This is a genomic window from Sulfitobacter profundi (assembly GCF_042661425.1).
GTDB lineage: Bacteria > Pseudomonadota > Alphaproteobacteria > Rhodobacterales > Rhodobacteraceae > Sulfitobacter > Sulfitobacter profundi.
The window spans coordinates 56,411-83,274 of sequence record NZ_JBHSWA010000004.1 but is presented as its reverse complement, the minus strand read 5'-3'; the positions used below and the strand labels follow the sequence as shown (position 1 = coordinate 83,274).

General features: G+C 63.4%; 19 protein-coding genes and 3 pseudogenes. 8 read left to right on the top strand and 14 right to left on the bottom strand.

What is annotated here, in order from left to right:
• Positions 1–134 precede the first annotated feature (134 nt).
• From ACFQAU_RS20280 to ACFQAU_RS20240, 9 genes and pseudogenes are all read right to left on the bottom strand, one after another.
• A pseudogene (locus ACFQAU_RS20280) lies at positions 135–1,153 on the bottom strand (trans-3-hydroxy-L-proline dehydratase).
• Positions 1,146–2,843, bottom strand: coding sequence for a cis-3-hydroxy-L-proline dehydratase (gene lhpI / locus ACFQAU_RS20275; protein WP_132445567.1), 1,698 nt, complete (start codon positions 2,841–2,843; stop codon positions 1,146–1,148). The pseudogene ACFQAU_RS20280 and the gene lhpI overlap by 8 nt, the downstream one beginning before the upstream one ends.
• A gap of 16 nt (positions 2,844–2,859) precedes the next feature.
• The gene (locus ACFQAU_RS20270) at positions 2,860–3,861 is read right to left on the bottom strand and encodes a 4-hydroxyproline epimerase (protein WP_132445570.1); all 1,002 of its coding nucleotides are present in this window, start codon (positions 3,859–3,861) and stop codon (positions 2,860–2,862) included.
• An 8-nt stretch (positions 3,862–3,869) separates the two neighbouring features.
• Positions 3,870–5,093 (bottom strand): NAD(P)/FAD-dependent oxidoreductase, encoded by a 1,224-nt coding sequence (locus ACFQAU_RS20265; protein WP_132445573.1) that lies wholly within the window; start codon positions 5,091–5,093, stop codon positions 3,870–3,872.
• Positions 5,093–5,815, bottom strand: coding sequence for an amino acid ABC transporter ATP-binding protein (locus ACFQAU_RS20260; protein WP_132445576.1), 723 nt, complete (start codon positions 5,813–5,815; stop codon positions 5,093–5,095). The genes ACFQAU_RS20265 and ACFQAU_RS20260 overlap by 1 nt, the downstream gene beginning before the upstream one ends.
• Complete coding sequence (locus ACFQAU_RS20255) at positions 5,808–6,461, bottom strand: amino acid ABC transporter permease (protein WP_120352372.1); 654 nt, start codon at positions 6,459–6,461, stop codon at positions 5,808–5,810. Before ACFQAU_RS20255 ends, ACFQAU_RS20260 begins: the two co-directional genes overlap by 8 nt.
• Before the next feature lie 13 nt (positions 6,462–6,474).
• Positions 6,475–7,140, bottom strand: a complete 666-nt coding sequence (locus ACFQAU_RS20250; protein WP_120352371.1) for an amino acid ABC transporter permease — start codon at positions 7,138–7,140, stop codon at positions 6,475–6,477.
• A 61-nt stretch (positions 7,141–7,201) separates the two neighbouring features.
• Entirely contained in the window at positions 7,202–8,008 is an 807-nt protein-coding gene (locus ACFQAU_RS20245; RefSeq protein WP_132445579.1) for an ABC transporter substrate-binding protein, read from the bottom strand.
• 243 nt (positions 8,009–8,251) lie between these two features.
• Positions 8,252–9,768 (bottom strand): annotated as a pseudogene (locus tag ACFQAU_RS20240) (aldehyde dehydrogenase (NADP(+))).
• A 105-nt stretch (positions 9,769–9,873) separates the two neighbouring features.
• On the opposite strand from ACFQAU_RS20240, the gene ACFQAU_RS20235 reads away from it, so the two are divergent.
• From ACFQAU_RS20235 to ACFQAU_RS20210, 6 genes and pseudogenes are all read left to right on the top strand, one after another.
• Positions 9,874–10,842: an Ldh family oxidoreductase gene (locus ACFQAU_RS20235; RefSeq protein WP_386284919.1), complete on the top strand. Its 969-nt coding sequence runs from the start codon at positions 9,874–9,876 to the stop codon at positions 10,840–10,842.
• Between the two features lie 386 nt (positions 10,843–11,228).
• Complete coding sequence (locus ACFQAU_RS20230; RefSeq protein WP_386284916.1) at positions 11,229–11,723, top strand: glucan biosynthesis protein; 495 nt, start codon at positions 11,229–11,231, stop codon at positions 11,721–11,723.
• Positions 11,657–12,796, top strand: a complete 1,140-nt coding sequence (locus tag ACFQAU_RS20225; RefSeq protein ID WP_386284913.1) for an OpgD/OpgG family glucan biosynthesis protein — start codon at positions 11,657–11,659, stop codon at positions 12,794–12,796. Before ACFQAU_RS20230 ends, ACFQAU_RS20225 begins: the two co-directional genes overlap by 67 nt.
• On the top strand, positions 12,793–12,963 hold the full coding sequence (locus ACFQAU_RS20220; protein WP_162931903.1) for a hypothetical protein: 171 nt from the start codon (positions 12,793–12,795) through the stop codon (positions 12,961–12,963). The genes ACFQAU_RS20225 and ACFQAU_RS20220 overlap by 4 nt, the downstream gene beginning before the upstream one ends.
• Positions 12,964–12,968: 5 nt before the next feature.
• Positions 12,969–14,772 (top strand): annotated as a pseudogene (gene mdoH, locus ACFQAU_RS20215) (glucans biosynthesis glucosyltransferase MdoH).
• A complete protein-coding gene (locus ACFQAU_RS20210) occupies positions 14,759–16,021 on the top strand; it encodes an OpgC family protein (RefSeq protein WP_132445255.1) in 1,263 nt (420 codons plus the stop codon). The pseudogene mdoH and the gene ACFQAU_RS20210 overlap by 14 nt, the downstream one beginning before the upstream one ends.
• Here ACFQAU_RS20210 and ACFQAU_RS20205 read toward each other — a convergent pair.
• The 3 genes from ACFQAU_RS20205 to ACFQAU_RS20195 all read right to left on the bottom strand — a co-directional run bounded on the left by ACFQAU_RS20205 (position 15,936) and on the right by ACFQAU_RS20195 (position 21,959).
• Entirely contained in the window at positions 15,936–17,582 is a 1,647-nt protein-coding gene (locus ACFQAU_RS20205; protein ID WP_386284900.1) for a phospholipase D-like domain-containing protein, read from the bottom strand. The two genes, ACFQAU_RS20210 and ACFQAU_RS20205, sit on opposite strands and share 86 nt — an antisense overlap.
• A 92-nt stretch (positions 17,583–17,674) precedes the next feature.
• Positions 17,675–20,728: an efflux RND transporter permease subunit gene (locus tag ACFQAU_RS20200; RefSeq protein ID WP_386284897.1), complete on the bottom strand. Its 3,054-nt coding sequence runs from the start codon at positions 20,726–20,728 to the stop codon at positions 17,675–17,677.
• Between the two features lie 61 nt (positions 20,729–20,789).
• The gene (locus ACFQAU_RS20195; RefSeq protein WP_132445264.1) at positions 20,790–21,959 is read right to left on the bottom strand and encodes an efflux RND transporter periplasmic adaptor subunit; all 1,170 of its coding nucleotides are present in this window, start codon (positions 21,957–21,959) and stop codon (positions 20,790–20,792) included.
• A 255-nt stretch (positions 21,960–22,214) separates the two neighbouring features.
• On the opposite strand from ACFQAU_RS20195, the gene ACFQAU_RS20190 reads away from it, so the two are divergent.
• Positions 22,215–23,435: an MFS transporter gene (locus ACFQAU_RS20190; protein WP_067916452.1), complete on the top strand. Its 1,221-nt coding sequence runs from the start codon at positions 22,215–22,217 to the stop codon at positions 23,433–23,435.
• Between the two features lie 6 nt (positions 23,436–23,441).
• Here the strand turns inward: ACFQAU_RS20190 and ACFQAU_RS20185 are convergent, their stop codons facing one another.
• Positions 23,442–25,505, bottom strand: coding sequence for an NAD(+) synthase (locus ACFQAU_RS20185; protein WP_132445267.1), 2,064 nt, complete (start codon positions 25,503–25,505; stop codon positions 23,442–23,444).
• Positions 25,502–25,948 carry a CinA family protein gene (locus ACFQAU_RS20180; RefSeq protein WP_240791620.1) on the bottom strand — a complete coding sequence of 149 codons (447 nt, stop codon included), beginning with the start codon at positions 25,946–25,948 and terminating at the stop codon, positions 25,502–25,504. Before ACFQAU_RS20180 ends, ACFQAU_RS20185 begins: the two co-directional genes overlap by 4 nt.
• A gap of 189 nt (positions 25,949–26,137) precedes the next feature.
• Between ACFQAU_RS20180 and ACFQAU_RS20175 the strand changes: the two genes are divergently transcribed.
• On the top strand, positions 26,138–26,767 hold the full coding sequence (locus tag ACFQAU_RS20175) for a glutathione S-transferase family protein (protein ID WP_132445273.1): 630 nt from the start codon (positions 26,138–26,140) through the stop codon (positions 26,765–26,767).
• Positions 26,768–26,864: the final 97 nt, after the last annotated feature.

Here is a 26,864-nt window from a genome sequence, read left to right as displayed (position 1 = left end):
GTTGCCTCGCGTCAGCCAAGGACGGCGGCTTCGCGCCGAGGCGGCGCGGCGGTAGCGCGGCGAATATCCACCCCGCGCCCCGCCCCCACTCAGGCCGGGGGATCGGGGTTCAATTTGGCGAAAGGGATGGGCGCCTAACCGCGTGCCCCCCAAGTGTCGGACAGTCGGTAGCCGCCGGGCCACGGGTCATCGGGGTCTAGCATGTGCTGGTGGATGCCTGTGACCCAGCCCCGCCCAGAGAGTTCGGGAAGGATCGCCGGATGATCGCCCACGCGCGTCTCGCCCAAGATCCGCCCGGTAAAGGTCGAGCCGATCAGCGAGACCGTGGTCAGGCTGTCCTCCACCCCCATTTCCCCCGCGCATGCAGCAGCGCCATCCGCGCGCAGAGCGCCGTGCCCGTGGGGGAGCGATCGACCTTGCCCGGCTGGATTGCCACCGCCGCCCCGGCGCGCAGACCGGTCGCGTCGCGGGTGACTGGCCCGGCAAAAAGGCAGAAAGAGAAATGCTGCCAATCGGGGTTCTCGGGATGCTCAAACCGCATCGCGGCATTGGTGATCCGCACGCCGAGGCGGGCGATGTCATGGGCCTCATGCGCCTCTAGCGAAAACCCCATCGCGGCGGCGTCGACGACCACGAAACTATCCCCGCCATAGGCGGTATCGACGGTGAGCCGGCCCAGCCCTTCGACTTCAAGCGGCACATCCAACCGGGCTGCAAAGCTCGGCAGGTTCTGCACGAAAATACGCTCCGCCTTGCCATTGCGACATTCCGCGCGGACCTTCACCAGCCCGCCCGGCGCTTCGAGCGTTAGCTCCGTCACCGGCTCGGTCATCGGCAGGATCCCCCGTCGAGCAAGACGGTCGACACGCAGATCGAGTTGGAGCCCGACATCGGCGGCGTGTCCTCCGGCTCCATGATGATAAAGGCTGCATCGGCGCGCGGGTCTTTCGGCGGGACGAGCAGGTTCACATGGCGAAACACCCCGCCGCGCGGCTCGTTCAGCACGAAGTTGCGCAGCGTCTGGTCCCGCGCGATCCAACGGCTTTGCTCCCAAAGCGTGTCGCCGGGGGCGGGTGACACCGCCGACGATCACATCGCCGACTTCGCCCTCGGCATGGGCCGAGATCACATGAACGGTCTTGCTGCTACGCATTGTTAGTCTCCTTTGCGGCCAGCCATGTCGGCAACGCCTCCCCGGCCTGCCCGGTCACGGCGGCCTTAACGCAATCGGCGATACTGCCAAAGCGCACCGCACGGCCCGAAAGGCCCGGGGCGTAATGGGCATATTTGCCCGAGTTGGTCATCAACACCTTGGTCGAGGGCGGGAAGACCGGCTCGGAAATCGAGCACCAGCAGATGTCGGGCACGACCTGCACCCCTGCCGCTTCGAGCCGCGCCACGGTGCCGTCGTCGCGCGCCGCCGTGAGCGTGTCATGCCCAAGGGTAACGATAACCGCCGTGTCTGGGTGACGTTTTCGCCCGGCCAGAGCCGCATCCAAAGCTCGGCATTCCGCGAGCGAGAAATGCGGGCTGCCGAAGGCCACGAGATCGACCTGCGCAGGCCCCGCGTTGAATTGCCGCCAGACACGGCGCAGGTCTTGGGGCGTGATGCGCAGCGTATCGGCCTCGGCCACGGGGGGCAGATCGGCTTCGGGCGTGACGCCTGCCACATGCAGCATCGGCGCGGCGGAGGTGGTGCCAAAGGCGGCGCAGAGCGCTTTGAGGTCATCCTCGTTCGGCGCAGCGGTTTCCAGCCCGCGCAGCAGCGGGATCCGGTCCGGTGCCGCCTGCCCCGCCAGCCAGCCGAGCATCGGCCAGATCGCCTCGTTATATTGCGCGGGCAATGCCACATCGATCACCCGGCGTGGGGCGCGGTGGTCATCCAGATAGACCCCCGAAAGCGGCGCGCGTGCGGTCAGCGCGATGCACAGGTCGAGGAAATCGGGATGTTTCACCGTTCGCGCGCCAAGCACGCTATTGGCATAGATCACCGCGTTGGATTCCGACCATGCGATAAACTCGCCGCGCTCGGGCGGGGCGGGCAGTTGGTAGGGCGCGCAGGTGAAACTGGGCCGCGCGCCCATGGTGACATAAGCATCGGCCAGACGGCTGGCGGGCAGGCCGAAATTCGGCGGCACGCCCTGCGCGCGCCAGTTGCCGTGGTCGACCGAGATGGCATTCATCGTCGTTGGCACCCGCACCTGCGAGCCCATATCGGCCATGGTCTGGGCAAAAAGCAGATTGGCCGGGCTGGCGTAGATGCAGCCGTCGATATGCACGCGGGTCACGTCGACCAGCCTCTCGGCCCCCTGCCCGCGCGCCATGGTGCAGATGATCTCCATCGCCAGTTGAACTGCCGGGCCGTGGGCTCCGCCCAGCATTGCTTGATCCTCAGCGGTGAGATGCAGATCGCGGGCGGGCCTGTCGGACAGCGGCAAGTCCCACTCATCCGTGCTCAGCATCTCCGGCGTAATCCGCGCGCTGCGCGCTTTGGCGAGCAGGTCGTAGTCCTTTGCGCCGAGGCGCAGTACCGCGAGCGGCTTGTCGAACATTTTGCCCGCGATCAGCGCCCCCAAGGTCAGGATGTCTTCGGCCTCGCGGAAAACCAAGGCGGCGGGCGCATGGCCATTCAGCGCCAGTTCCAACAAGACGCCACTGCCGGTGCAGGAGCCGCGGCTGGTCGGCATCAACACGATCTTCCCTGCTAGCGATTGTCCACAGAGCGGGTGATGCGCGTCGATGACCTTGCCATCGGCCGGATCGACGCCGCCCCAGAAGCTCAACCCCTCGGACGAGACGAGCACCGCGCCTTGGGCCTCGGCGGGAACGATGATTTGCGCCATGGGGAGCCTTTCCAAGTCAGGTGACGACAAAGCCATGCGCGAAGGGATCACGCTCGTCGATAAAGATGGTGTTAAAGCCGGTGACCCGGGCCCAACCGGCGATGGAGGGGATGATCGCGGGCTTTCCCGCCAACTCCGCCGCTGCTTCGACGCGGCCTTTGAACATCGACCCGATGATGGATTCATGCACGAAATCATCGCCAACTTTCAGCTTCCCCTTGGCCGCGAGTTGCGCCATCCGGGCAGAGGTGCCGGTGCCGCAGGGGGAGCGGTCGATCGCCTTGTCGCCGTAGAAAACCGCGTTGCGGGCGTGAGCCTCGGGGGCTTGGGCCGCGCCGGTCCAGAGGATGTGGCTTAGCCCGTTGATGGCGGGGTGTTCGGGGTGGATGAATTCGTATTTCGCGTTCAGCGCCGTGCGGAGTTTCGGGCTGAGACCGACCAGTTCGGAAACAGAGAAATCTGCCATATCGCGGAAGTTTTTCTGCGGCTCGACGATGGCATAGAAATTGCCGCCATAGGCCACATCGACGACCACTTCGCCCAAGCCTTCGACCTCAGCCGTCAGCCCTTCGGAATGGAGGAAGGCGGGCACATTGGTCAGCCGCACTTCTTCGACGAAACGCCCCTCTTGGCGGTAGGTCACATCGACCCGCCCGGCGGGGGTTTCAAGGCGTAACTGTCCGGGGGTAGCAGGCGTGACCAGTCCGTTTTCCAGCGCGATGGTGACGGTGCCAATGGTGCCGTGGCCGCACATCGGCAGGCAGCCCGAGGTTTCGATGAACAGCACGGCGATGTCGCAATCATCCCGTGTCGGCGGATAAAGGATCGCGCCCGACATCTGGTCATGGCCGCGCGGCTCGAACATCAGACCGGTGCGGATCCAGTCGTATTCCGCCAGAAAATGCGCGCGTTTTTCCAGCATGTTCGCACCTTTGAGCAGGGGCGCGCCGCCGGTGACGAGCCGCACCGGATTGCCGCAGGTGTGGCCGTCGATACAAGGAAATGTGTGTTGCGTCATGTCAGCCTCTAGAAACGGGCGGGAGAGAAGGGGGTCAGATCGATGCCGGGGTCTTGGCCGGTCATCAGGTCCGCGATGATGGCGGCGGTGCCCGCGGATTGCGTGAGGCCAAGATGCCCGTGGCCGAAGGCGCAGAACACATCCGGACGGTTCGGCAGCGCGCCGATGGCAGGCAGACTATCTGGCAGCGAGGGGCGGAAACCCATCCATTGCGTGCCGCCCGAGGTGTCGAGCCCCGGCAGGAAGCGCTTGGCCTTTTTCAACATCGCATCGGCGCGGGCAAAGTTTGGCGGCAGGTCGAGCCCGCCCAGTTCCACCGCCCCGCCAACGCGCAGGCCGTCGCCGACCTTGCTGATGACAAATCCATGGCCGCCGAAGGTGATCTGACGCTTCAGGTCGAAGGCCCCGGCGGGCAGCGTCGTGTTATAGCCTCGCTCGGTCTCCAGCGGGATTTTCGCGCCGGCGGTGAGGGCCAAGTGATGCGAGTGCGCACCTGCGGCCAGCACGACGCAGCCGGGGATCATGCCATCGGAGGTTTCGACCCCGCCCGCAACCAGACGCTCGGCGCGAGTGATCGTGATCTCGCCACCCCCTGCCCGGAAGCGTTCTGCCATCGCCAGCACATAGTCACGCGGGTCCGAAATCGACTGCCACTCGGGGGTGAAGGTCGCATGGGTGAAGCCGGGCGCAAGACCGGGTTGATAGGCCGCAATCTCATCGCCCTTTAGATGCGTGAAGGCGATCCCCGCCTCTTCGCGGGCCTGCCAACCGGGGAGTGACGCGCGGAACTCGGCCTCGCTCTCATAGACCTGCAATTGCCCGTCGTGCCGCAGCATATGGGCAAGGCCGCTCAACTCCAGATGCGGGTCGAGCGCGGCCTGCGAGAGCTTCATCAGCGCCGTCTGCGCCACGGTCGAAGCCCGCACCTGCGCAGGCCAACTTGCCTTCCAGAAACGCCACATCCACGGTGTGATCCGCCCGGCATAGCGCGGCGGCACGGTCAGCGGCCCCAGCGGATCCAGCAGCCATTTCGGCGCCTGCCGGATCATCCGGGGTGAGGCGAGCGGCAGGATCTCGGTAAAGGCAAAGGCGCCTGCGTTGCCCGCCGACGCGCCCGCTGCCGGGCCTTCGCGGTCAATCACCCGCACGGTCAACCCGCGCGCCTGAAGCGCCAGCGCGGTAGACAGGCCCACCACGCCAGCGCCGACAACCGTCACCGGAGATTGGCTCATTACCGGACGCTCGATAGGAATTGACGGGTCTCTTCTTGCTGCGGATCGCCAAAGATCTGATCCGGCGCGCCGATCTCGGCCATGACGCCCTTGTGAAAGAACGCCACCCGGTCCGACACATCGCGTGCGAAACTCATCTCATGGGTGACACAGATCATCGTCATCCCCTCATCTGCCAGCAATTTGAGCGTGTCGAGCACCTCGCCCACCAGTTGCGGGTCGAGCGCCGAGGTCACCTCATCAAAGAGAATGTAATCGGGCGACATCGCCAATGCACGCGCAATCGCCATCCGCTGCTGCTGCCCGCCCGACAGGCGGCCGGGATAGACGCCCAGCTTGTCGGCCAGACCGACATGCGAGAGTTGCTGCACCGCGATCTCTTCGGCTTCTTTGCGGCCCATACCTTTGACCTTGCGCGGAGCCAGCGTGACGTTTTCCAGCACCGTCAGATGCGGGAAGGCGTTGAACTGCTGGAACACGATGCCGATTTTGCGGCGCAGCTTGTTCAGGTCGGTGTCGCGGGCGTGGACCTCGGTGCCGTCGACCACGATGCGGCCATTGTCGATCGGCTCCAACCCGTTGATGCAGGTCAGCAGCGTCGATTTGCCCGAGCCAGAGCCGCCGATCACCGAGACGACCTCGCCCTTTTGCACGGTCAGGTCGATGCCCTTGAGCACCTGTAGTGCGCCAAAGGATTTATGGACGTTTTCAATCTCAATCATTTTCTTGCCACCTTTTTTCCAAGCGGCTGCCAAGCCGGGCAATGGGGAAACTGAGCGCGAAATAGATCGCGCCCGTCACGAGCAGGATGAACATCGGCTCTTGCAGGCGTGTCACCAGAATTTGCGAGGCACGCAGCAGTTCGATGATGCCAAGCCACATCACCAACGCGCTGTCTTTCATCACGCCAAGCGTCAGGCCGATCCAACTGGGCAGGCCCACGCGCAGCGCCATGGGAAAGACGATCTGCGTGAGGTCTTGGCCCCATGTCATGCCGAGCGAACGGGCCGCACGGCGGGTGACCGAAGGCACCGCCTCAATCGCGCCGCGCACGATCTCGGTGCAATAGGCCGAGGTATAAAGCGCCAGCACGATGCAGGAGGTCACGAAGGGGGAAATCCCCCAGCCCGCGATGGCCTGAAAAGCGTTGGCGAGGATCAGCTGGATCAGCAGCGGAACCGAGCGGAAGATATCCAGCACAAAGGTCAGCGGCAGGGCCGCCCAAGGGCTGATCTGGCTGCGCAGCACCCCGAAGAAGACCCCCAGCAGCGTGCCGCCCACCACCGCAAAGGCGGTGACCGAAAGCGTCACACCCGCGCCTTTGAGCATGAACATTAAGTCGTTGAAGGTCAGAGCCGTATCAAACATCTATTCTCTTCCTTCAGTAGCGAAACAGGCGGGCGGCCATGAGCCGTGCGCCGAGCATCACGGCCTTGGCGATCACGTAGTAGATCACCGCCGCCAATGCGAAGAATTCAAAGGTCCGGAAGCTGCGCGCATTGAGGTCTTGTGTGACCCCCGCGAGGTCCGAATTCAGGCCCACCGTGACACCCAGGGATGTCATCAAAATCGCCCAGATCATCTGGTTTGTGGTTGGCAGAAACGAGATGCGGAACATCTGCGGCACGATGATCAGGCGAAACGCCTTGGCTTGCCCCATGCCCAGTGACCGACCGGCGCGCAGCTGCGTGTCCGGAATGGCCCGCATCGCGCCGCGGAACGTCTCGCACAGGTAGCCCGCGTTGTTGAAGGCGATCCCGGCCAGCAGTGCGGCATAGGGGCTGAGGTAGATCCCGAAAGACCCAAGCCCGAAATGCGCCATGTAAATCTGAAAAAGTGCAGGCGTGTTGCGCGCCACTTCGACCCATGCGGTCGCAGGTGCCCGCAGCCAGCGCGATTTGGCATCGCGGCCCACGGCCAGCAGCACGGCGATGGCAACGCCGATCAGCATCGACAGGATCGATATCTGCAGCGTAACCAGCGCGCCTTCCAGCATTTCTGGGAAAGCGCGAAAGGCCTGTCGCCATTGAAAGGTGTAGTTGCCCATCATTTGCTCCGATCAGCGGTTATCGGCAGACGGGGGCCGCAAGGCGCGGCCCCCGCATCCATCAACGATAGGCTTTGGCGATGGTCAGGTCAGGCGCGTCGCCGCCGACCCATTTGTCAAAGAGTTCCTGATAGCGGCCCGAGCGGACCTGCTGGTTCACGAAGAGATCGAGATAGTTCAGCAGACCGTACTCCTGACGCAGTCCGATGAGGCCGACGTAGTCCACGTCAAAGGGCGCATCGCCCGCGATGGTCAGACCTTCGAATTTGCCGCCGTTGACGATGGAAGACGCCACGGTGGAAGTCACGACGGTCGCGTCGATCTGACCTTGGGACAGGGACAGGAACACGTCAGCTTGGCTCTGATAAGAACGGAAGCTGCCGTCGTCCCATGCGTCGACCTGCTCTTCCAACGCGATGGCCTCAAACGTGCCCGCGACGGAGCCGACGGTCTTGCCCTTGAGGCTTTCAAAGCTGTCGACACCTGCGTCTTCGCGGGTCAGCACGACATTGGTGAAGGCGAAATACGGGACCGAGAAGCCAACCGTCTTGGCCCGCTCCAGCGTGTCGGAGGTGGAGGCAACGCCCACATCCGCGCGGCCTGAGACGAGCGCGGGGATACGGTCGGGGAATGGCGTCTCGACGATTTCGGCTTCGACACCGAGTGCTGCGGCCAGATCGTTGCAATAATCCACGTCAAAGCCGACGGGCGTGTTGGTGTCATCGCGCGAGCCCATGGGCGGGAAGTCCAGCACCACGGCGCAGCGCAGCGTGCCCGAAGAAATGATGTCGTCCAGTTTGTCGGCATGTGCGGTGGTGCCGATCACGGTCGCAGCCACGAGGCTCCCGGCGAGTTGCGTAAATTTCATAGATATCTCCCTCTTGGGTTGGTCGCCCCGACTCTGTCTGGGCGGGGTACGGGGTGGTATGAAGGAACAATGTCTTCATTAAAAATACAATATGTATTTTTAACTTTTACCGATGTGTCGACATATTTTTGATACATTGAGACGCCGTCGTCATTGTTTGGGGATGGGAATAGGGCCGCAGCCGCCCTCTTTTCCGGCTAAAATGAAAAAGCCGGGCGTGCAGCCCGGCTTTCCCGTCTGGGATCACCCCGCCGCGTCTTCGGGCAGCAGCGCCTCTGGCAGGTTCTGATAGGACACCGGCCGCAGGAAACGCCGGATCGACAGGGTGCCCACACTGGTCGCGCCAAAGTTGGTGCTGGCCGGATAGGGCCCGCCGTGCACCATGGAATCCACCACCTCGACGCCGGTGGGGAAGCCGTTTGCCAACAGACGTCCGGCTTTGCGTTCCAGCACCGGCATCAAGACCCGCGCGGCCTTAACATCCGCGTCACCCATATGCAGGGTGATGGTCAACTGCCCGTCCAGATCGAGAGCCAGCGCGCGCATCTCTTCCAGCGAAGCAACCCGCACCACCAGCCCCAGCGGGCCAAAGACTTCTTCATGCAGCGCCGGGTTGGCTTTGAACTCTGCGCCCGTGGTCTCGAACAGGGCCGGGGCGGCGTTGCGGCCAGTGCTGTCGGCTACATGCACTTGGCGCAGGCTCTGCGCGGCCTTGAACGTGTCGCGGCCCGCACAGAAGGCCTGCGCGATACCGTCTGTCAGCATGACCTGTTCGGCCACGTCTTGCAGTGCGGTGGCGGCACTTTTCACGAAGGCGTCTGCCCCTGCCCCGTCGATCACCACGGCAATGCCCGGATTGGTGCAAAACTGGCCCGCGCCCATGGTCAGGGACGCGGCCCAGCCTTTGCCCAGTTCCTCGGCCCGTGCCTCCATCGCGGCGGGGAGCATGAACATAGGGTTGACCGAGCCCAATTCACCAAAGAAGGGGATCGGCTCCGGCCGCGCGGCGCAGAGATCGAACAGCGCCCGCCCCCCGCGAGAGAGCCGGTGAAACCCACGGCCTTGATCAGCGGATGCTGCACCACGGCCTGACCAACAGCGCGATTGCCACCTTGGATCAGCGAAAACACCCCGCGCGGCATGCCGCAGCTTTCAACCGCCGCATGGATCGCTTCTGCAACAATCTCACCCGTGCCGGGATGGGCGGAGTGGCCTTTGACCACGACCGGGCAGCCTGCCGCCAGCGCCGCCGCCGTGTCACCGCCTGCGACTGAGAAAGCCAGCGGGAAGTTCGACGCGCCAAAGACGGCGACAGGGCCGATCGGGCGTTGCACCATGGTGATCGCCGGGCGCGGGGCGGGCTGGCGTTCCGGCATGGCGGCATCGAAGCGGCGGTCGAGGTAGTCACCCTTTTCGATATGCGCGGCAAAGAGGCGCAGCTGGCCGACGGTCCGGCCCCGCTCTCCTTCCAGACGCGCTGTGGGCAGGCCGCTTTCTTGGCTGCCGATCTCGGTGATCTGGGCACCGCGGGCGTCGATCTCATCGGCGATGGCGTTCAGAAACTTAGCGCGGGTGGCGCGGCTGGAATAGCCGAAGTCCCAAAACGCCGCTTCGGCAGCTTCGCAGGCTTGGTCGACCAAATCCACCGTGCCGACCGAGAATTCATGTGCGTTTCCATGGGCGGGGCTGGAACTAAAGCGGTCGTCGGTGGCGATCCATTCGCCGGCGATCAGATGTTTGCCATGGGGGGTAAAGGCCATCGTCTATCCTTTCATGCGGGCCGCGGCCCGGTGTCAGCTTGCGTCTCTGCGCAACTGCATACATGATGTATGCATGATTGCAACCCAAGCCCTGCGAGGATCCAGATGACCGATACGACCCTGTCCCACGACGCCCTAAACGGAATTGTCATGCAGATTTTCCAAGGCGCGGGCCTGTCGCCGCAGAATGCCGCCGCCCTCGCGCGGGTGATCGTGGCGGGCGAAGGCGATGCCTGCAAATCCCACGGCATCTACCGGATCGAAGGGTGCCTGCGCACGATCAAGGCGGGCAAAGTGGTGCCCGATGCGGTGCCGCAGATGCACCAAGACGACAGCGCCATTGTGCGCGTGAACGCGGGAGGCGGCTTTTCCAACGCTGCATTCGACGCGGGCGCGCCGGTGCTGGCAGAGCGTTGCCGCACGACCGGGATCGCCGCCATGGTGATCAACGATTGCACCCATTTCGCCGCCCTCTGGCCCGAGATTGAGACGTTGACCGATATGGGCCTCGCCGCCATGGCGATGTGCCCCAGCTATGCCAGCGTGGCCCCGTCGGGCGGCACCGACCCCTTGATGGGGACCAACCCTTTCGCCTTTGGCTGGCCACGGGCAGAGGGCGACCCTTACGTCTTTGATTTTGCCACCAGCGTCGCCGCGCGGGGAGAGATCGAATTGCACCGCCGCGCGGGCACGCCCCTGCCCGAAGGCTGGGCCATCGCGCCCGACGGCAGGCCCACGACCGATCCCAAAGCCGCCCTTGCCGGGGCCATGTTGCCCTTTGGTGGCCATAAGGGATCCGCCATTTCCACCATGATCGAACTGCTCGCCGGGGTGATGATCGGCGACCTGACCAGCCCAGAGGCGCGCGACGCCTTGGGCTCTCTCACCCTCGCGCCGGCCCATGGTGAGTTGATCATCGCCTTCGACCCGGAAAAGTTTGCCGCTGGCCGCCCCGGTGATCCCTTTGCGCGGGCGGAAACGCTCTTTGCCGCGATCACGGCCCAAGGGGCGCGGCTGCCCTCGCAGCGCCGGTTCAAGGCCCGCGCTGAAACCCGCGCAAAGGGGATCCCCTGACGGAGGTCGAAGTGCAAAGCCTAGAGCGCTTGCTGGCCGACGGGCTCGACGCGGTTTGACCCCCTCCCGCGCTTCGGCCCCGTCTGAGGTTGGAGCGCTGAGAGCCGTAGCATGCCCCCAAAGCCCCACCAATGGCGCCGCTTCACAGGATCGAATGTCAAAAAAAGCGGCGATGCTACGGTAATCTGGGCAAAATTTTGTGCAGACCCCGGCAAGCAAAGCCCGGATAGGCGATTTTCCGCGCTGCTCTGCAGCATTCCGCTGAAAGTTACTGAATCAAGTTTCCAGCGCCGCCGAAAGGATTAGATAGGGAAAAAATTGCACACTCTTAACGTGTCTCTCGGGGTATTGTTTTGCCAAATTCTTCTACTACACGATCGAAAAAATTGCGGACCGAAAGCTTAGAGCGGCGTCAGTTTCTGACCCTCTCCGCCGCGTCCTTTGCTGCCGCGCTGATGCCGCTGCGCAGTCGCGCGCAAGAGGTGCCTGCCGCCTCCTTCACATTCGACAATCTGGTCAATGACATGCGGGACTTGGCGCAGTCGTCCTATGCGGCTCCGAAGCCGGTCAAAGGGTTCCTCGCCGATCTTGATTACGACGCCTATCAACGGATTCGATTCCGACCCGAACAGGCGCGCTGGCAGGAAAAGGGCGTTACCTTTAGGTTGCACGCCTTCCACCCCGGCTGGCTGTTCAAAGAAGCGGTGGAGATCAACGAGGTCCGGGGCGAGACGGTTGAGCCCATGGGCTTCACCACCGCGGATTTTGAATATGACGACGCGGCGCTTGCCAAGTCGATCCCCCCAATGCCGAGATGCCGGGCGTTGCCGGTTTCCGTCTGCACACCCCGCTCAACCGCGCCGATATTTTCGACGAATTGATCGTCTTCCAAGGCGCGAGCTATTTCCGCGCTCTGGGGAAAGACACGCTTTATGGGCTGAGCGCGCGCGGCCTTGCCGTCAACACCGGCCTGCCCGAAGGCGAGGAGTTCCCCCGTTTCAGCGAGGTCTGGCTGCGCCGTCCCGAACCGGGCGATAGCAGCGCCACGATCTATGCCGCACTCGACAGCCCGTCGGTGACCGGCGCCTATAGGTTCGTGATCACACCGGGCGACGACACCACCGTCGAGGTCACCATGCGGCTGTTCCTGCGCAAAGACATCAAGCAGCTTGGCATCGCGCCGCTGACCTCGATGTTCCTGCACAATGGCGCGGACAAGGGCAGCTTTGACGATTTCCGCCCCTCGGTTCACGACAGCGAAGTCTTGGTGCTGAACGCGGGCAAGGATGCGACCCTCTGCCGCCCGCTGAACAATCCGCCGCGTTTGGCGAGTTCCTATTTCGGGGCGCAGAGCCCGCGCTCCTTCGGGTTGGCACAGCGCAACCGGGACTTTGAGCATTACCTCGATGCGCAGGCCCATTACGAACGGCGCCCCTCTTTGATGATCGAACCCTTGGGCGACTGGGGCAAGGGCACGGTGCGACTGGTCGAAATTCCCTCCGATCTGGAGGGCAATGACAACATCGTCGCTTATTGGATTCCCGAGGGCGAAACCCGTGCTGGGGATGAATTGGCCTATGACTACCGCATGCACTGGGGGATGAACCCACCGGGCGCGACCCCGCAGACCCTTGGCCGCGTGGTGCGGCTGCGTTCGGGCCACGGCGGGGTTGCGGGGGTAGAGGCAGATACGCAAACCCGCAAATTCGTCATCGACTTTGCCGGCGGACAGCTGAGCGATATGCCAAGCGACGCAGAGTTGGAGCCGATCGCCAGCGCGCAGAACGGCGAAATCGTCGAGGCGATCCTGAGCCGGGTAGATGGCAGAGACGAATGGCGGCTGGTGCTGGAACTGCGTGCAGAGCCTGACGCCATCGTCGAAATCAAGGCAGTTCTATCGGGATATGACCGCAATCTTACAGAGACATGGGTGTACCAATGGATCAACGCATGAACCTTCAAGACGCGACGACCCCCTATTCCGCAATGACGGTTGAGGCCGAGACTTGGATGCCGCCCGCCGCCCCGCTTGCCATGCCACGGCAGACCTTGGAACGGCGCGGCCATCTGGCCGGGCTGGCCGATGTCGCGCGGGCGTTCCTGCTGCGGCGCAAGGCCTAGGTTCAATGACACTTCAGCAAAGGCAGCTTGCGGCGGACGGGGCGACCCGGTTTGCACGGGCGTTCGCCGTCTTTTTGTCTCTCGGCTGTGCGGCCCTTGCGTCAATGCTTTTGGCCGAGGCGGCGGCGCGCGATGGGTTCAGCGGGTGGGACGGCATCCGCGCCCTGCTCGTTTTCGCGACCACGGCTTGGCTGGCTTGGGGGCGTCATTGGCGCTGATCGGGCTTTTCGGCGGCAGATCAACGCCTCCCCGCCCCGCGCTGGACGCGCCGCAGCCGCGCACCGTGATCGCGGTACCCATCTGCAACGAAGACCCGCTGACCACTTTTGCCCGCATCGCCGCGATTGACCGATCTGTCACCCGGGCCGGTGTGACGGCGGATTTCGTCGTTCTGTCGGACACGCGCGATGACGCACTCGCCGGGAAAGAGCAATTCGCCTTTGCCCGATTGCTGCGCGAGACAGATGGCCAAGGGCGTATTTTCTACCGCAGACGGCGCGACAATGCGGGCCGCAAGGCGGGCAATATCGAAGAGTTCATGCGCAGCTCCGGCGGGGCCTATGACCTTGCGGTGATCCTTGACGCCGACAGTCTGATGGAGGGCGAGACGATCCGCGCCATGATCGCGCGGATGCAAGCCGATCCGCAATTGGGGTTGCTACAGACCCTGCCCAAGATCATCGGCGCGCGGTCTTTCTTTGGCCGGGCACTGCAATTCGCCTCGTGGTTTCATGGCCCGATCTTCACCCGTGGCCTTGCCCGTATGCAGGGCCCGACGGGGCCCTTCTGGGGCCATAACGCAATCATCCGCGTCCGCGCCTTCGCCGAAAGCTGTGGGCTGCCCGAGCTTTCCGGCCCGCCGCCCTTGGGCGGGCATATTCTCAGCCATGACTATGTCGAGGCGGCGTTGCTTGCCCGCGCCGGTTGGAAGGTCGAGGTGGATGAAACCTGGGGCGGCTCTTTCGAAGAAGGCCCTGAGAATGTCCTGTCCTTTGCGCGGCGAGAGCGGCGTTGGTGCCAAGGCAACCTGCAACATGCGCGGCTGATCTTTGCCCCCGGGCTGGCGGGCTGGAGCCGGTTTGTCTTTTTGCAGAACGTCACCGCCTATGTCGTCTCCCTTCTTTGGGCGGCGTTTCTGATCACCTCGGCCATCAGCACGCTTTACGCGCCGCCGCCTGAGTATTTCCCCGGCCCCTATCAGCTTTTCCCCGTCTTCCCCGACACCAGCACGCGCGAGATCACGCTGCTGGCCTTGGGCGTTTTGGGTCTGCTGGTGGTGCCGAAGCTGCTGATCTTGCTGCACGCGATCCTGACCAAGCGCGCACGCGACTTTGGCCGTAGCCTGCGCATGTCGCTCTCGGTTCTGACCGAGATCGTGCTGACCACGCTTTTGGCCCCCTTGATGCTGCTCTATCACAGCCGCGCGGTGTTGCAGGTGCTCTCGGGCCAAGACGGGGCTGGCCTGCCAACCAACGCAACGAAGGCCGGTTGAGCTTGGCGGATGGCTGGGCGGCGGGCCGGTGGATCGTTTTCATTGGCGCGGCGATCATCGCGGCGGTGCAATGGGTTGCGCCTGACCTGACGATCTGGCTGCTGCCCGTGGCGGTTCCGATGCTGTTGGCCCCGCTGCTTATCGCATGGACCTCCCGCCCCCTGCCTCGCACGCTCTTTGCCGTGCCGGAGGATGCGGCACCGCTGGATGTCGTCGCGGAATACGACAGTATCTGCGATGTCTGGCGGCTGACGTGGAATGACGAACATCTGATGGCGAAACCCAAAGCGGCGGACCTGACCCATGCCCCAGCCTAGCACCGGGCTGTCGCCTGCGGCGAGATCGCTCGGCTCTGCCCCCACGGCCAAACCTGCCCGCGACCCGCGCATCGATGTGTTTCGCGGTTTGGCGTTGGTGATGATTTTCATCAACCACGTCCCCGGCAACCCCTATGAAGCTCTGACCATCCGCAACCTAGGCTTTGCCGACGCTGCAGAGGCGTTCTTTTTGATGTCGGGCATCGCAGCGGGCTTGGCCTATACGCCCCGGTTCATTGAGAAAGACCGCCTGCGGCATGGCCTCTGGCGCGCGGTCGCGCCGCTGTGGAAGCGGGCATGGTCGCTTTATCTCGTGCAGATCATGCTCTCGGCCGTGACTTTGGGCATCTTTGCCGCCGCTTTCCAGATCACGACAGAGGCCGAGTTTCTGACCAAGATCAACATGCGGCAAGTCTTTCAAAACCCGACCCAATCCGTGATTGGGATACCGCTTTTGACGCACCAGTTTGGCTATGTGAACATCCTGCCTGCCTATTCGGTTCTGCTGGTCTGTGCCCCTGTGGCGATCATGCTGGGGCTGCGCTGGCCGCGGCTGCTTTTGGCACTGTCGCTGACCCTTTGGCTGCTGACCGGCGTTTTCCGACTGAACCTGCCGAACTACCCCAATCCGGGCGGCTGGTTCTTTAACCCTTTTGCGTGGCAGGCGATCTTTGTCTGCGGCCTGCTGGTTGGGCTCAGCCAGCGGCAGGGCTATCGGTTTTTTCCTGCGTCGAAAGCGCTGTTTTGGCTGTCCGTCGCGGTGTTGCTTGGGGTGCTGGCATGGCGCTATGTGCCGGGCTTGGGCAAATTCCTGAACCTACAGATGCATCACCTGCGCGAAGCTGGGGTGCCCTTCAACATCACCTCCCATGACAAGACCTATCTCTCTGCCCCGCGGTTTATCCATATTCTGGCTTTGGGATATTTTCTGTCACAATTGCCAAGCGTGACCCGCCTCTCTGGACATCAGATGGCGAGCCCCTTCCGGCTGATTGGTCGGCATGGGCTGTTGATCTTTGCCAGCGGCACGGTGTTGGCACTGGTCTGTCAGGCGGTGATGATGGCACGGCCCGAGGCGGCTTGGGTGCCATGGGTGCTGCCTGCGGTGGGAACGGCGGCCCTTTATGGGATCGCTTGGACTGCCGAAACATCGCGGCGCGTGCTCACCGCGCCCGCGGCACCGGCCGAGCGCAACCCTGTGCAAGATAGCGCGCGTTTCGCGGCACCTGCCGCCGAGCCCAGACCTTAGACCTCGGGATCGCGGCGGCCCCATTTGCGCCATGCCAGCCATGCAAGGCCCAGCCCCCCGCGATCAACGCCATGTGACGCGGGCGAATGCCGCGCCCGGTCGTGGTGCCCTCTCCGGGATGATAGCGCGGGTCAAGCAGCCGGGTGTTTGCCAGAAAGCCGCCGACAACCGTCTCGCTGCCCCGGAACACGGCACGCAGGCCGCGACCTTTCTTGCGGTTCAGGGTTTCAATTGCTCCGATCATCGACCCCTTTTCGGCCATCACCTCGGCCACACGGGCGGGCGGCAGGCCCAAGTGCTCGGCTATGAGGCGGGTCCTGAACCCTTCGATCACCTGCGCGGGGCGCTCAATCGCCACGTCGCATTCGGTGTCAAACCCCATGGAGCGGTTGTTGAGGTTGCTGGAGCCGAGACGCAGAAGATGGTCGTCGATGATCATGATCTTCGCATGGACATAGATCGGCTCTCCCTCGTCGGTGACGGGAAAATAGATGCGGAAGCGGTTTTGGTGATCCGCCCCCTTTAAGTCTTCGACCAGCCGTTCGCGCAGGACATGCATGGCGTCATCTTCCAACTGCGATTCCGCATCGCGCGGGTTGATGATGACGATCTCCGGCCCGTCCTCCTCGGCCAAACGCGCCTTTAGCGCATCACAGACCGAGTCCGCAGCGAGGTACTGCGATTCAAAATAAATATAGTCGCGGGCCGATTTGATCCCGGCGAGGTAGAGTTGTTCGATCTCATTGATCAGCGGCTCTTCGTCGAAAGGCGGCTCGGTCCGGGCGATCCCCACATCAATGTCTTCGGCATCCACCGGCAGGTCTTTGGGCCATTCGAACATGGGCGCGCCATTCGGCTTCGCGATTTCATCCCCCGTGGCCCTCAACCAACGTCGGCGCGACAATTCGCCCAAGGCCGCGGCGGCAGGGCCAGACATCGCCGAGGTGGCATCGTGCCAAGGGTCGGAGGGAGAGCCGTCTTTGCGCACCCGGCGCGGATCATGCGGCAGGTGATCGGGCGTGTCCCAACGGTCTTCGGTCGCGTCGATGCCGCCGCAAAAGGCCAAGGCATCATCGGCCACGACGATCTTTTGGTGGTGGCAGGCGCCAAAGGGGTGATGCCCGTCCAAGGCGAAATGGATCCGGTCACCGCCAAACAGGCTCAGCGCCAGCGAGGGCACCAGCCGCCCCGGCGCGGCCAGCACGGCCCCGTTCCATTTCAGCAGGTAGACATGCAACTCCGGCGTCCGCTCAACCACCGCCTCTACAAAGGCGCCGAGTTGGTTGGGATAGCCGTCCGGCGCATTGCCGTCCTCATCGCTCTCGCCCGGCAGCATCTCAAGCTCAAAGTCGAAATCCCAGCCGATCAGCATCAACTGCTGCCGCGCGCCGAGAAAGATTTTGCGCAAGACACGGAAGTAATCCGCCGCATCGACCACAAGGCCAAAACGCTCGGCCCGCGCAACGCGCCATGTGGACTTATCGGTAAACAGGCTCTGGCGCGTCGCCGCGTCAGTCGGATGCTGCTGGTCCGCCTTTGCCAAATCCAAATCGCCACGCACGTTCCTGTCCCTTTCGGTTCGATCCTACATGGCTAAACGCCCAGTGCGGTGGGAAGTTGCATGGGCGCAGAAATATCGGCGGCAACGGCCGCTCAGACCAATTGCGCCTCTGACAATTCGGCCTGCAGGCGGGCTTCTTCGGCGGCTTTGGGCGTGGTGAAACGTGCCAGCAAGAAATAGGCGACAGGTGTGAGATAGAGCGTCGAAAGCGTGGCCATGCCCAAGCCGCCGACAATCACCCAGCCGAGCGCCTCGCGCGCCTCGTCCCCCGCGCCCGAGGACAGGATCAGCGGCACGCCCCCCAGCACGGTCGAGGTCATCGTCATCATCACTGGGCGCAGGCGGATGGTAGAGGCACCAAAGATCGCGCCGTGAATATCCGCGCCCTGATCGCGCAGCTGGTTGGCGAATTCAACAATCAAAATCCCGTTCTTGGCCATGATCCCGATCAGCATGACCAGCCCGATCTGGCTATAGACGTTCAGACTTTGCCCGGTCATCAGCAGCGCGAAAATCGCGCAGGCAAGGCCCAAAGGCACCGTGGCCATCACCACGATGGCAGAGACGAAACTCTCGAACTGCGCGGCGAGGACAAGGAAAACCACAAGGATCGCAAAGCCGAAGGTCACGAACAGCCCGGAACTGGTTTGATCCAAGGCGGCGGCTTCGGCCAAGGGGACGATCAGGTTCTCTTCGTCCAGCACCTCTTGGCCGACCGTCCGCACCTGCGCCAGTGCATCGCCCAGCGACAGGCCCGGCGTCAGCCCGGCTGAGATCTCGACCGAGCGGTTCTGCCCCTCCCGGTCCAGCTCAGGGGCGACGGCGCGCTCTTCGAGGGTGACAAAACTGGCCAGCGAAATCATCTGTCCGTTGCCCGATTGGACAAAGACGTTCTCAAGGTCGCGCGGGTCGTTCACCGGGTCCGAGGTCGACAACATCTGCACGCCGTAGCTGGTGTCGTCGATAAAGACCGATGCCACCTCGCGCCCGTCGAGCATGGCTTGCAAGGCTTGGCCCAGACCGGTGATGTCGACGCCCAAATCAGCCGCGAGCGTCCGGTCGATCTGCACGAAAAGCTGTGGCTGCGTGCGCTCATATTCCAGCGGCACTTGGCCCATCGCGGGGTCAGTGCTCAGCCGGTCCACCATGGCCTGCGCGACCTGCGACAGTTGCTCATAATTGTTGCCCGTGATCGCGAAAGACAGCCCCCGCCCCGCCCCGCGAATACCGAGGGAGTTGGGCTGGATCGCAAAGGCCCGCACGCCGACGATGCCGCGCAGCTTGCCGTTGATCTGCCCCACGATCTCATCTTGGCTGCGCGCGCGGTCTTCCCAACCGGCAAGGGTGAAGACCATGAACCCGCGATTATCCGCGCCAAACCCGGTGATGGAGAAGATGTTCGTCACCTCGCCCGCCTCTTGCAGTGGGGTGATCAAGTCTTCGATCTCGCGCATCTTGGCTTGGGTGTAATCGAGCGAGACGCCCTGCGGGGCTGACACGCTGAGCAGCGCCACGGCGCGATCTTCGCGCGGGGTCAACTCTTGGCGAATTTCGCCCGCCACCAGCACTGCCGTCAACGCCACAAAGGCCGCGATCAGCACCACGACATAGGGCATCGCCAGCGCCCATTTGAGGGTCGCGGCGTAGAGCCGAAACAACGCATTGCCAAGCGCCACGACAGGGCCACGCGGGTTCTCCGCCACTGGTTTGGTCAGCAGACGGCTGGCCAACACCGGACAAAGGCTCAGCGCCACCACCGAGGACAGCATCACCGCGATGGCGAGGGTAAAGCCAAACTCCCGAAAGAGCCCGCCCGCCTGACCGGGCAGGAACGACAGCGGGATAAAGACCGCCGCCAGCGTGGCCGTGGTGGTTACCACGGCAAAGAACACCTGCGAAGTGCCCAGCACCGCCGCCGCCCGTGGCCCCATCCCCGCCGCGCGCTGGCGCACGATGTTCTCTAGCACCACAATCGCGTCATCCACAACCATGCCGGTGGCCAGAACCAGTGCCAAAAGGGTCAGGATGTTGATCGAAAACCCGACCAGATAGATCGCCGCCAAAGTGCCGATCAACGCCACGGGTAGGGTCAGCGCCGGGATCAGCGTGGCGCGGAAGTCGCGCAGAAATATAAAGATCACCGCCACCACGATGCCCACGGCAAAGGCCAGCGTCGACAGCACCTCGCGGATCGAGCCAGAGATAAAGGTCGCATCATCAGAGGTCACGAAAATCCGCACGTCTTGGGGCAACGTCTCGTTCAACTCTGCCACCACGGCGCGCACATCGCGCGAAATCTCAAGCGTGTTCGAGGTCGCCTGTCGGATGATGCCGATGCCCAGACCCAACTGCCCATTGGCCCGCAGGATCGTCTCACCATCGGCGGGGCCGAGCGTCACGGTGGCCACATCGCCGAGCAGGACATTCTCTTTGATCTCCATCGCCTCAAAGGCCTGCGTGGTCGCGACACTGGCGGTGGTGCGCACGTTGATCGACTGCCGGTCCCCGGCCAGATCACCCGCAGGCGCGTCATAGGCGACATCGGCCAAGGCGCGCTGGATGTCACCCAAGGTCAGGCCCCGGCTGGCCAGTTCCAACTGATCAATATCGACGCGGAAAAACGGTTCGCGGTCACCATAGACCTGCAAATCCGCCACCCCGTTGACCGAGATCAGCCGGTCTTCGACGCGGTCCTGCACCAGTTTGGTCAATTCTTCGGGCGAGCGGCCCATGGAGGTCACGGCGATACGCATCACCGGCTGGGCGTTGGCGTCGGCTTTGACGATCTGCGGCTGCTCGGCGCCCTCGGGCAGTTGGTTCACGATCCGCGCCACCGCGTCGCGCACATCGGTCGCAGCCACGTCGATATCGGTGCTGTCGTTGAACTCAAGCGTGACCCGGCTGCGCCCAAAGCGGGAGTTCGAGGAAATCGCCCGCACACCCGAGACGCGGCCTACCGCCCCTTCGATCCGCCCCGTCAATTCCTGATCAACGGATTCCGGGGACGCGCCCGAGAATGTCGTGGTGACGGTAACGACGGGCCGGTCGACATTGGGAAGCTCACGCACCTCGGCGCCAAAAAGCGCGGCGATGCCCGCCAGCACAATCAGCGCATTCAACACAAAGGCGAGGATTGGCCGCCGCACGAAGAGCGCCGTGCCCGCTCCGGAGGCGGGGGCGGCGGGCCTTCGCCCGAGGGTGCGGCGCTCATAGGGTGGTCTTCCGCGAAGGCGCGGCACCCGATTGCACGCTGCCCGCGCGGTTGGCGTCTTGCACATCACCGCCTTCGCGCAGGGTTTGCACGCCTTCGGTCACCACCACATCTTCGGCGGTCAGACCCTCCGACAGGACAAGAACGGAATTGCTGTTGCGCTGCGCGATTTCGACCGCGACTTGATGCGCCTTGCCCTCCCGCACCGTCCAGACAAATGGCCCGTCCGAGGACCATTGCACCGCGAGCGGCGGGATCGCCAAGAAAGGGTCGCCGACAAAGGTAAGGCTGACCGAAAAGGCCATGCCCGCGCGCAACTGGTCGTCTGCGTTCGGCACCCGGCCTTGGACCAAAAGCGTGCGGCTGGCGCGGTCGATCACGCTGTCGATGGCGCTGACCTCGCCCGTCAGCGTCAAATCACGCATCCCAAGCGGGGTGACCGTGATTTCTTTGCCAAGGTCCAGCTTGCCCACCACCCGCTCGGGCACGCGGAAATCGATCAGGATCTCGCTGCGGTCGGTGATGGTGGCCAGTTGATCCTGCGCACTCACCCGGTCGCCTTCTTCGATGTCGGTGATCCCCACCCAGCCCGAGATCGGCGCGAGGATGCGGCGTTGTGACAGATCGAACTGCGCTTGGCTAAGCGCAAGTTCGGCGCTTTGAAGGGCCAATTCCGTCTCGCGTAGTCGCACTTCGCTGACGGCGCCGGTATTTTGCAACCGTTTCACCCGGTCTTGCTCGGTCCGGGCGTTTTCAAGCTGCAATTCGGCTTGTTTCAGGGCGATCTGCTCGGCCTCATTCTCAAGCAGGGCGACCACGGTGCCCGCCTCGATCAACTGTCCGGCGGGCAGGTTGAGGTCGGTGAGGACCCCCACGGCGTTGGAGCGCAGCGTGACCGAGCGGCGCGCGCGCCCGTCGCCGATGGCGGTGATCCGGTCGGCCAAGGTCTCTTGGCTGACCGCTGCCGTGACAACCAGCGAGGGCCCGCCGCCACCCCAACCGCGGCCTGACGACCCCGGCTCTTGCGATGCGACCTCGATCCCCAAAAGATCGAGCAGACCCGTCTCAGCCAGATAGGGGCGGGAGGCGGGGACGAAGGTCAACATCATGTAAAGACCAGCAATGAGAACCAGCAAAAATACGAAAAATTGGCGCAGGGATTTCACGGGGATGCGCTTTCAAATTGTTTTACAAGGCGCATAATTGAGCATCCCCCGAAAAAGGCACGTCAAATCTGCTTGATCAATGGCCGGGCATTCCCTGACGGGGCCGCTGGCTGTTACCACTATGGCGCGGAACCCAGCCCGGTGAAAGGGCGCGGGGGTTGATTACTAGAAATTCGATTGCCGCCGCACATATTCCGGCTCAAAGGCCAGGCAATCACCGGGGCCAAGGCCAGACAAAAGACCAAAGGGGACATCATGCGCGCGACGGTTCTACCACTGGCGACACTGCTACTGGGCTTCTCGCTTTTGCAGATGAGCAACGGACTGCAAGGCACGCTTTTGGCCGTGCGCGCGGGGCTTGAGGGGTTTGGCGGGGCGACCACCGGCCTGATCATGTCGGGCTTTTTCGCGGGGCTGAGCATTGGGTCTTTCGTCGCGCCGCGGCTGATCAGCGGCGTGGGGCACATCCGCACCTTTGCCGCGCTCGCCTCTGTCGCCTCTGCGGCGGCGCTGATGCATTTGGCCTTTGTCGATCCTTGGGTCTGGATCGCGGTGCGCTGCCTGACGGGTTTCGCCTTTGCCGGGTTAATCATCGTCACGGAAAGCTGGCTCAATGCGTCGGTCAGTTCCGCGCAGCGGGGCAAGTTGCTGGCGGTTTATGGCATGGTCGGCATGGCGTCGGGGGCGGCGGGGCAGTTCCTGCTTAACCTTGGGGATCCGGCTGAGTTCATCCTCTTCGTGCTCGTCTCGATCGTCATGTCACTGTCGCTGGTGCCAATTTCGCTAAGCCGCGTGGAAGGGCCGCGCTCTGAGGGCGCGCAAGAGCCGCCTTCACTGCGCCGCCTTTGGGGCCTGTCGCCCTATGGCGCGGTGGCCGCGGGGCTGGTCGGGGCCTCCATCGGGACATTCTACGGGCTGGCACCACTCTTTGCTCAGGAAATGGGATACACGCAGTCCCGCATCGCCCTGCTGATCGCGGCCTTTACCATCGGCGGCCTGGTGCTTCAGTTCCCGCTGGGTTGGATGTCCGACCGGATGAGCCGCCGGGGTCTTGGCGTGGGGCTAGCCGCCGCAGGCAGCGCCTTGATGTTGCTGACCCTGCCGATCCCGGCGCCGACGGGGACGATGCTGCTGGTTCTGGGGTTCGCCATCGGCGGGCTGGTCCTGCCTGCGCAGTCCATCGTGATCGCCCATGTCAACGACCGCGCCCCCGGCTCGGCGGTGGTGGCCGTTTCGGGCGGTTTGGTGTTGATGCAGGGGATTGGCGCGGCAATCGGCCCGCTGCTGGCGGGTGTGCTGCTGGATACGCTGGGGCCGCGCGGCCTGCCGCTGGCGCTTGGCGGCTTTCAACTTATCATCGTGGCATGGGGGCTGCTGCGCATGACCCTGCGCAGCGATCCTGAAACCCAAGAGCGGCACGCGGCACCGCCGCTGACCCCGAACTTTGTCGAAGGTGAGTTGAGCCGCGAGGAATAGCGCGGCTTAGCCTTTCGGCCAGCTTTCCGGCACGCTGCTGCGCAACTCTTCCAACCACGGGGTTGCGACACTATCCGAAGGCGCGCGCCAGTCGCCGCGCGGCGATAACGCGCCCCCGGCGCTGACCTTGGGCCCATTCGGCAAGGCCGAGCGTTTGAACTGGCTGGTGGCAAAGAAGCGGTGCAGGAATTTCTCAAGCCAATGGCGGATGATTTCCAAGTCATAGGCGTTGCGTTTGGCCTGCGGGAAGCCTTCGGGCCAGCGGCCTTTTTCGATGTCGTGCCATGCGTGCCACGCCAGAAAGGCCACCTTTGACGGCGCAAGCCCATAGCGCATGGTGTGAAAGAGAAAGAAGTCGTTCAGCTCGTAGGGGCCGATCATCGCCTCGGTGCTTTGGATCTCTTCATCTTCGCCTGCGGGCACCAATTCGGGCGAGATTTCGGTGTCCAGAATGGCTTGCAGCACCCCGTCCGTCTCTGCGTCGAACTGGCCCGAGCGGGTGGCCCAACGGATCAGATACTGGATCAACGTTTTCGGCACGCCGGTGTTCACCGCGTAATGGCTCATCTGGTCGCCGACGCCGTAGGTGCACCAGCCAAGCGCCAGCTCACTCAGATCGCCAGTGCCGATGACGAAGCCCTGCCGCTGGTTGGCCAGCCGGAAAAGGTAATCGGTGCGCAGCCCGGCCTGCACGTTTTCAAAGGTGATGTCATAGACCGGCTCCCCACCTGAGAAGGGGTGATCCATATCCTCCAGCATCTGCCGCGCGGCGGGGCGGATGTCGATCTCATCGGCGGTGATGCCCATCGCCTTCATCAGCTTCCAAGCGTTGGACTTGGTCCCTTCGGAGGTGGCAAAGCCGGGCATGGTGAACCCAAGAATACGGTCGCGCGGGATGCCCATACGGTCACAGGCTTTGGCCGCCACGATCAGCGCATGGGTTGAATCCAGCCCGCCGGAAATGCCGATCACCATGGTCTTGCCCTTGGTCGCCTCGAACCGGCGGCGCAGCCCTTCGACCTGAATGTTGAACGCCTCATAGCAGTCTTGGTCGAGGTGGCTCTCGCGGTTCGGCACATAGGGAAAACGGCGCAGCGGGCGGATCAGCCCGGCGTTTTCATGATGCGGCTGATGGGCGAAGGTGACGCGGCGAAACTCTGGCGCGTGGTGCCGCGCGGCATCATGGAAACTGCCCGTGCGCATCCGCTCTGACTGGATACGCCCGCAATCCACATCGGCGATGGTCAGCTCCGGCTCAAGTGGGAAGCGGGTGGATTCGGCCAGCAGATCGCCCAACTCATGGATCATCCCCTGCCCGTCCCAGGCCAGATCGGTCGTGCTCTCTCCCGGCCCGGCGGCGGAGTAGACATAGGCCGCAAAGGCGCGCATGGATTGCGACCGGCACAGCAGATGGCGGTCAGAGGATTTGCCGATCACGATGTTGGAAGCCGAAAGATTGGCGAGGATCAGCGCCCCTCCGAGTGCGGCATCCGACGAAGGCGGCGCGGGCGTCCAGAGGTCTTCGCAGATTTCGGCGTGGAAGATAAGGCCGGGCAGATCCGTCGCCTCGAAAATCAGATCATCGCCAAAGGGCACGCGGCGGCCCGCGACGGTGATCTCTCCGCCGGTGTCACGGCCATGGGCGAACCAGCGTTTCTCATAGAACTCGCGGTAATTGGGCAGGTAAGACTTTGGCACGACGCCCAGCACCTGCCCGCGCGAAATGGCGATGGCGCAGTTGTACAGCCGCCCCTCCCGGCGCAGCGGCGCGCCGAGCATGATCACGGGGGTCATCTCGGCACTGGCTTCGACAAGCGCGCCAAGCGCCTCTTCCACCGCATTCAACAGCGCATCCTGCATGTGCAGATCGTCAATGGCATAGGACGAGAGCGACAGTTCGGGACAGACCAGCAGATCAACACGCGCCGCATCGGCGCGGCGCATTTCGTCCAGCAGGCTATCGCGGTTGAAGGCCACATCAGCAGGCCGCACATGGGGTGTACAGGTCGCCACCCGGACAAAGCCGTGACGGTGGTAGGCGGTAAAGGCGGCGGCTTGGCTCTTGCTCACGTCAGGCTCTCCTCCAACATATCCAATATCGTTTCAAGGCATCGCTGCCGGATAGCATCGCGGCCAATGGCCCCAAAGGACTCGGCCCGATGAACCGTGTTACATCCCTCGCGTGCAAGCGCAAAATGCACAAGCCCCTCTTCGTCCTCGGGGCGTCCCGGTCCGACAAATCCGGTGGTCGAGACGGCGATCTGCGCACCTGAGCGCGCCATTGCCCCTTCGGCCATCGCAATCGCCACAGGGCGGGAGACCGCGCCACATGCGTTCAAAAGCGCCCGGTCGACCCCCAAAAGCTGGTGTTTGGACTGATCCGTATAACTGACGAAACCACGCTCAAACGCATGAGAGCAACCTTCGATATCCGTCAGAAGGGCGGCAACCAGCCCGCCGGTGCAGCTTTCGGCGGTGGCGATATGGATGTCCCGCGCGCAAAGCTTTTCCAAAACGGATTTCGCGCGATCAGCGATTCGGGCTGCGATAAGGGATCACTTTTCTGCATCTTCGCTCCGCAAATAGTGCCTTGTTAAGCAAACCCCCTGCCCCCGCTGCGGTTCCTTGCGTTGACCCGCCACAAGCCGCCTGCTTAACATTGCAAGAAATTAAACCGCGCATCTACATATGGGACCAAAGCGATGATTGACCTTTACACATGGACCACCCCGAACGGCCGCAAGGTCTCGATCCTGCTGGAAGAATTGGGGATCGACTATAACGTGCATCCCATCAACATCAGCAAGGATGAGCAGCACAGTCCCGACTTCCTCAAAATCAGCCCCAACAACAAAATCCCCGCCATCGTGGACCATGACACCGGGGTGAGCTTGATGGAATCCGGCGCGATCATGGTCTACCTCGCCGAGAAATATGGCCGCTTTCTGCCCGAAGGTCAGGCCGCGCGGGCCGAGGTGATGCAATGGCTGATGTGGCAGATGGGCGGCTTTGGCCCGATGGCCGGGCAGGCGCATCATTTCCTGCATTTCAACCCCGGCAAGGCCGCCTATGCCGAAGAACGCTTCGGCGCGGAGGTCAAACGGCTTTATGGCGTGCTCGACAAACAGCTTGAGGGGCGCGACCACATTTGCGGCGAATACTCCATCGCCGATATGGCCTGCTGGCCTTGGGTCTCGCGCTATGAATGGCAGCAGATCGACCTTGCCGATTACCCCAATGTCCGGGCGTGGTACCAACGGCTGCGCGCGCGTGACGCGGTGCAAAAGGGATACCATGTGCCCAAGGTGATGGGCGAGATTCCTGAGGGCTGAAATCGGCTCCCCCTCGCGGCTGCAACGTAAGGGGGAACCAAGGCATAAGTTGATCGGTTGCACTGTCGAAGGCAGTGCTGCCGACCGCGCAGGCTGC

What these genes read in the sequence shown, in the direction of transcription:
- ACFQAU_RS20220 (WP_162931903.1), top strand. Translation starts at nt 12,793, where the DNA reads ATGAACCTTCAAGACGCGACGACCCCCTATTCCGCAATGACGGTTGAG.
- ACFQAU_RS20175 (WP_132445273.1), top strand. Translation starts at nt 26,138, where the DNA reads ATGATTGACCTTTACACATGGACCACCCCGAACGGCCGCAAGGTCTCG.
- ACFQAU_RS20245 (WP_132445579.1), bottom strand. Translation starts at nt 8,008, where the DNA reads ATGAAATTTACGCAACTCGCCGGGAGCCTCGTGGCTGCGACCGTGATC.
- ACFQAU_RS20210 (WP_132445255.1), top strand. Translation starts at nt 14,759, where the DNA reads ATGCCCCAGCCTAGCACCGGGCTGTCGCCTGCGGCGAGATCGCTCGGC.
- ACFQAU_RS20260 (WP_132445576.1), bottom strand. Translation starts at nt 5,815, where the DNA reads ATGATTGAGATTGAAAACGTCCATAAATCCTTTGGCGCACTACAGGTG.
- lhpI (WP_132445567.1), bottom strand. Translation starts at nt 2,843, where the DNA reads ATGGCGCAAATCATCGTTCCCGCCGAGGCCCAAGGCGCGGTGCTCGTC.
- ACFQAU_RS20255 (WP_120352372.1), bottom strand. Translation starts at nt 6,461, where the DNA reads ATGTTTGATACGGCTCTGACCTTCAACGACTTAATGTTCATGCTCAAA.
- ACFQAU_RS20235 (WP_386284919.1), top strand. Translation starts at nt 9,874, where the DNA reads ATGACCGATACGACCCTGTCCCACGACGCCCTAAACGGAATTGTCATG.
- ACFQAU_RS20250 (WP_120352371.1), bottom strand. Translation starts at nt 7,140, where the DNA reads ATGGGCAACTACACCTTTCAATGGCGACAGGCCTTTCGCGCTTTCCCA.
- ACFQAU_RS20265 (WP_132445573.1), bottom strand. Translation starts at nt 5,093, where the DNA reads ATGAGCCAATCTCCGGTGACGGTTGTCGGCGCTGGCGTGGTGGGCCTG.
- ACFQAU_RS20190 (WP_067916452.1), top strand. Translation starts at nt 22,215, where the DNA reads ATGCGCGCGACGGTTCTACCACTGGCGACACTGCTACTGGGCTTCTCG.
- ACFQAU_RS20270 (WP_132445570.1), bottom strand. Translation starts at nt 3,861, where the DNA reads ATGACGCAACACACATTTCCTTGTATCGACGGCCACACCTGCGGCAAT.
- ACFQAU_RS20225 (WP_386284913.1), top strand. Translation starts at nt 11,657, where the DNA reads ATGCCGGGCGTTGCCGGTTTCCGTCTGCACACCCCGCTCAACCGCGCC.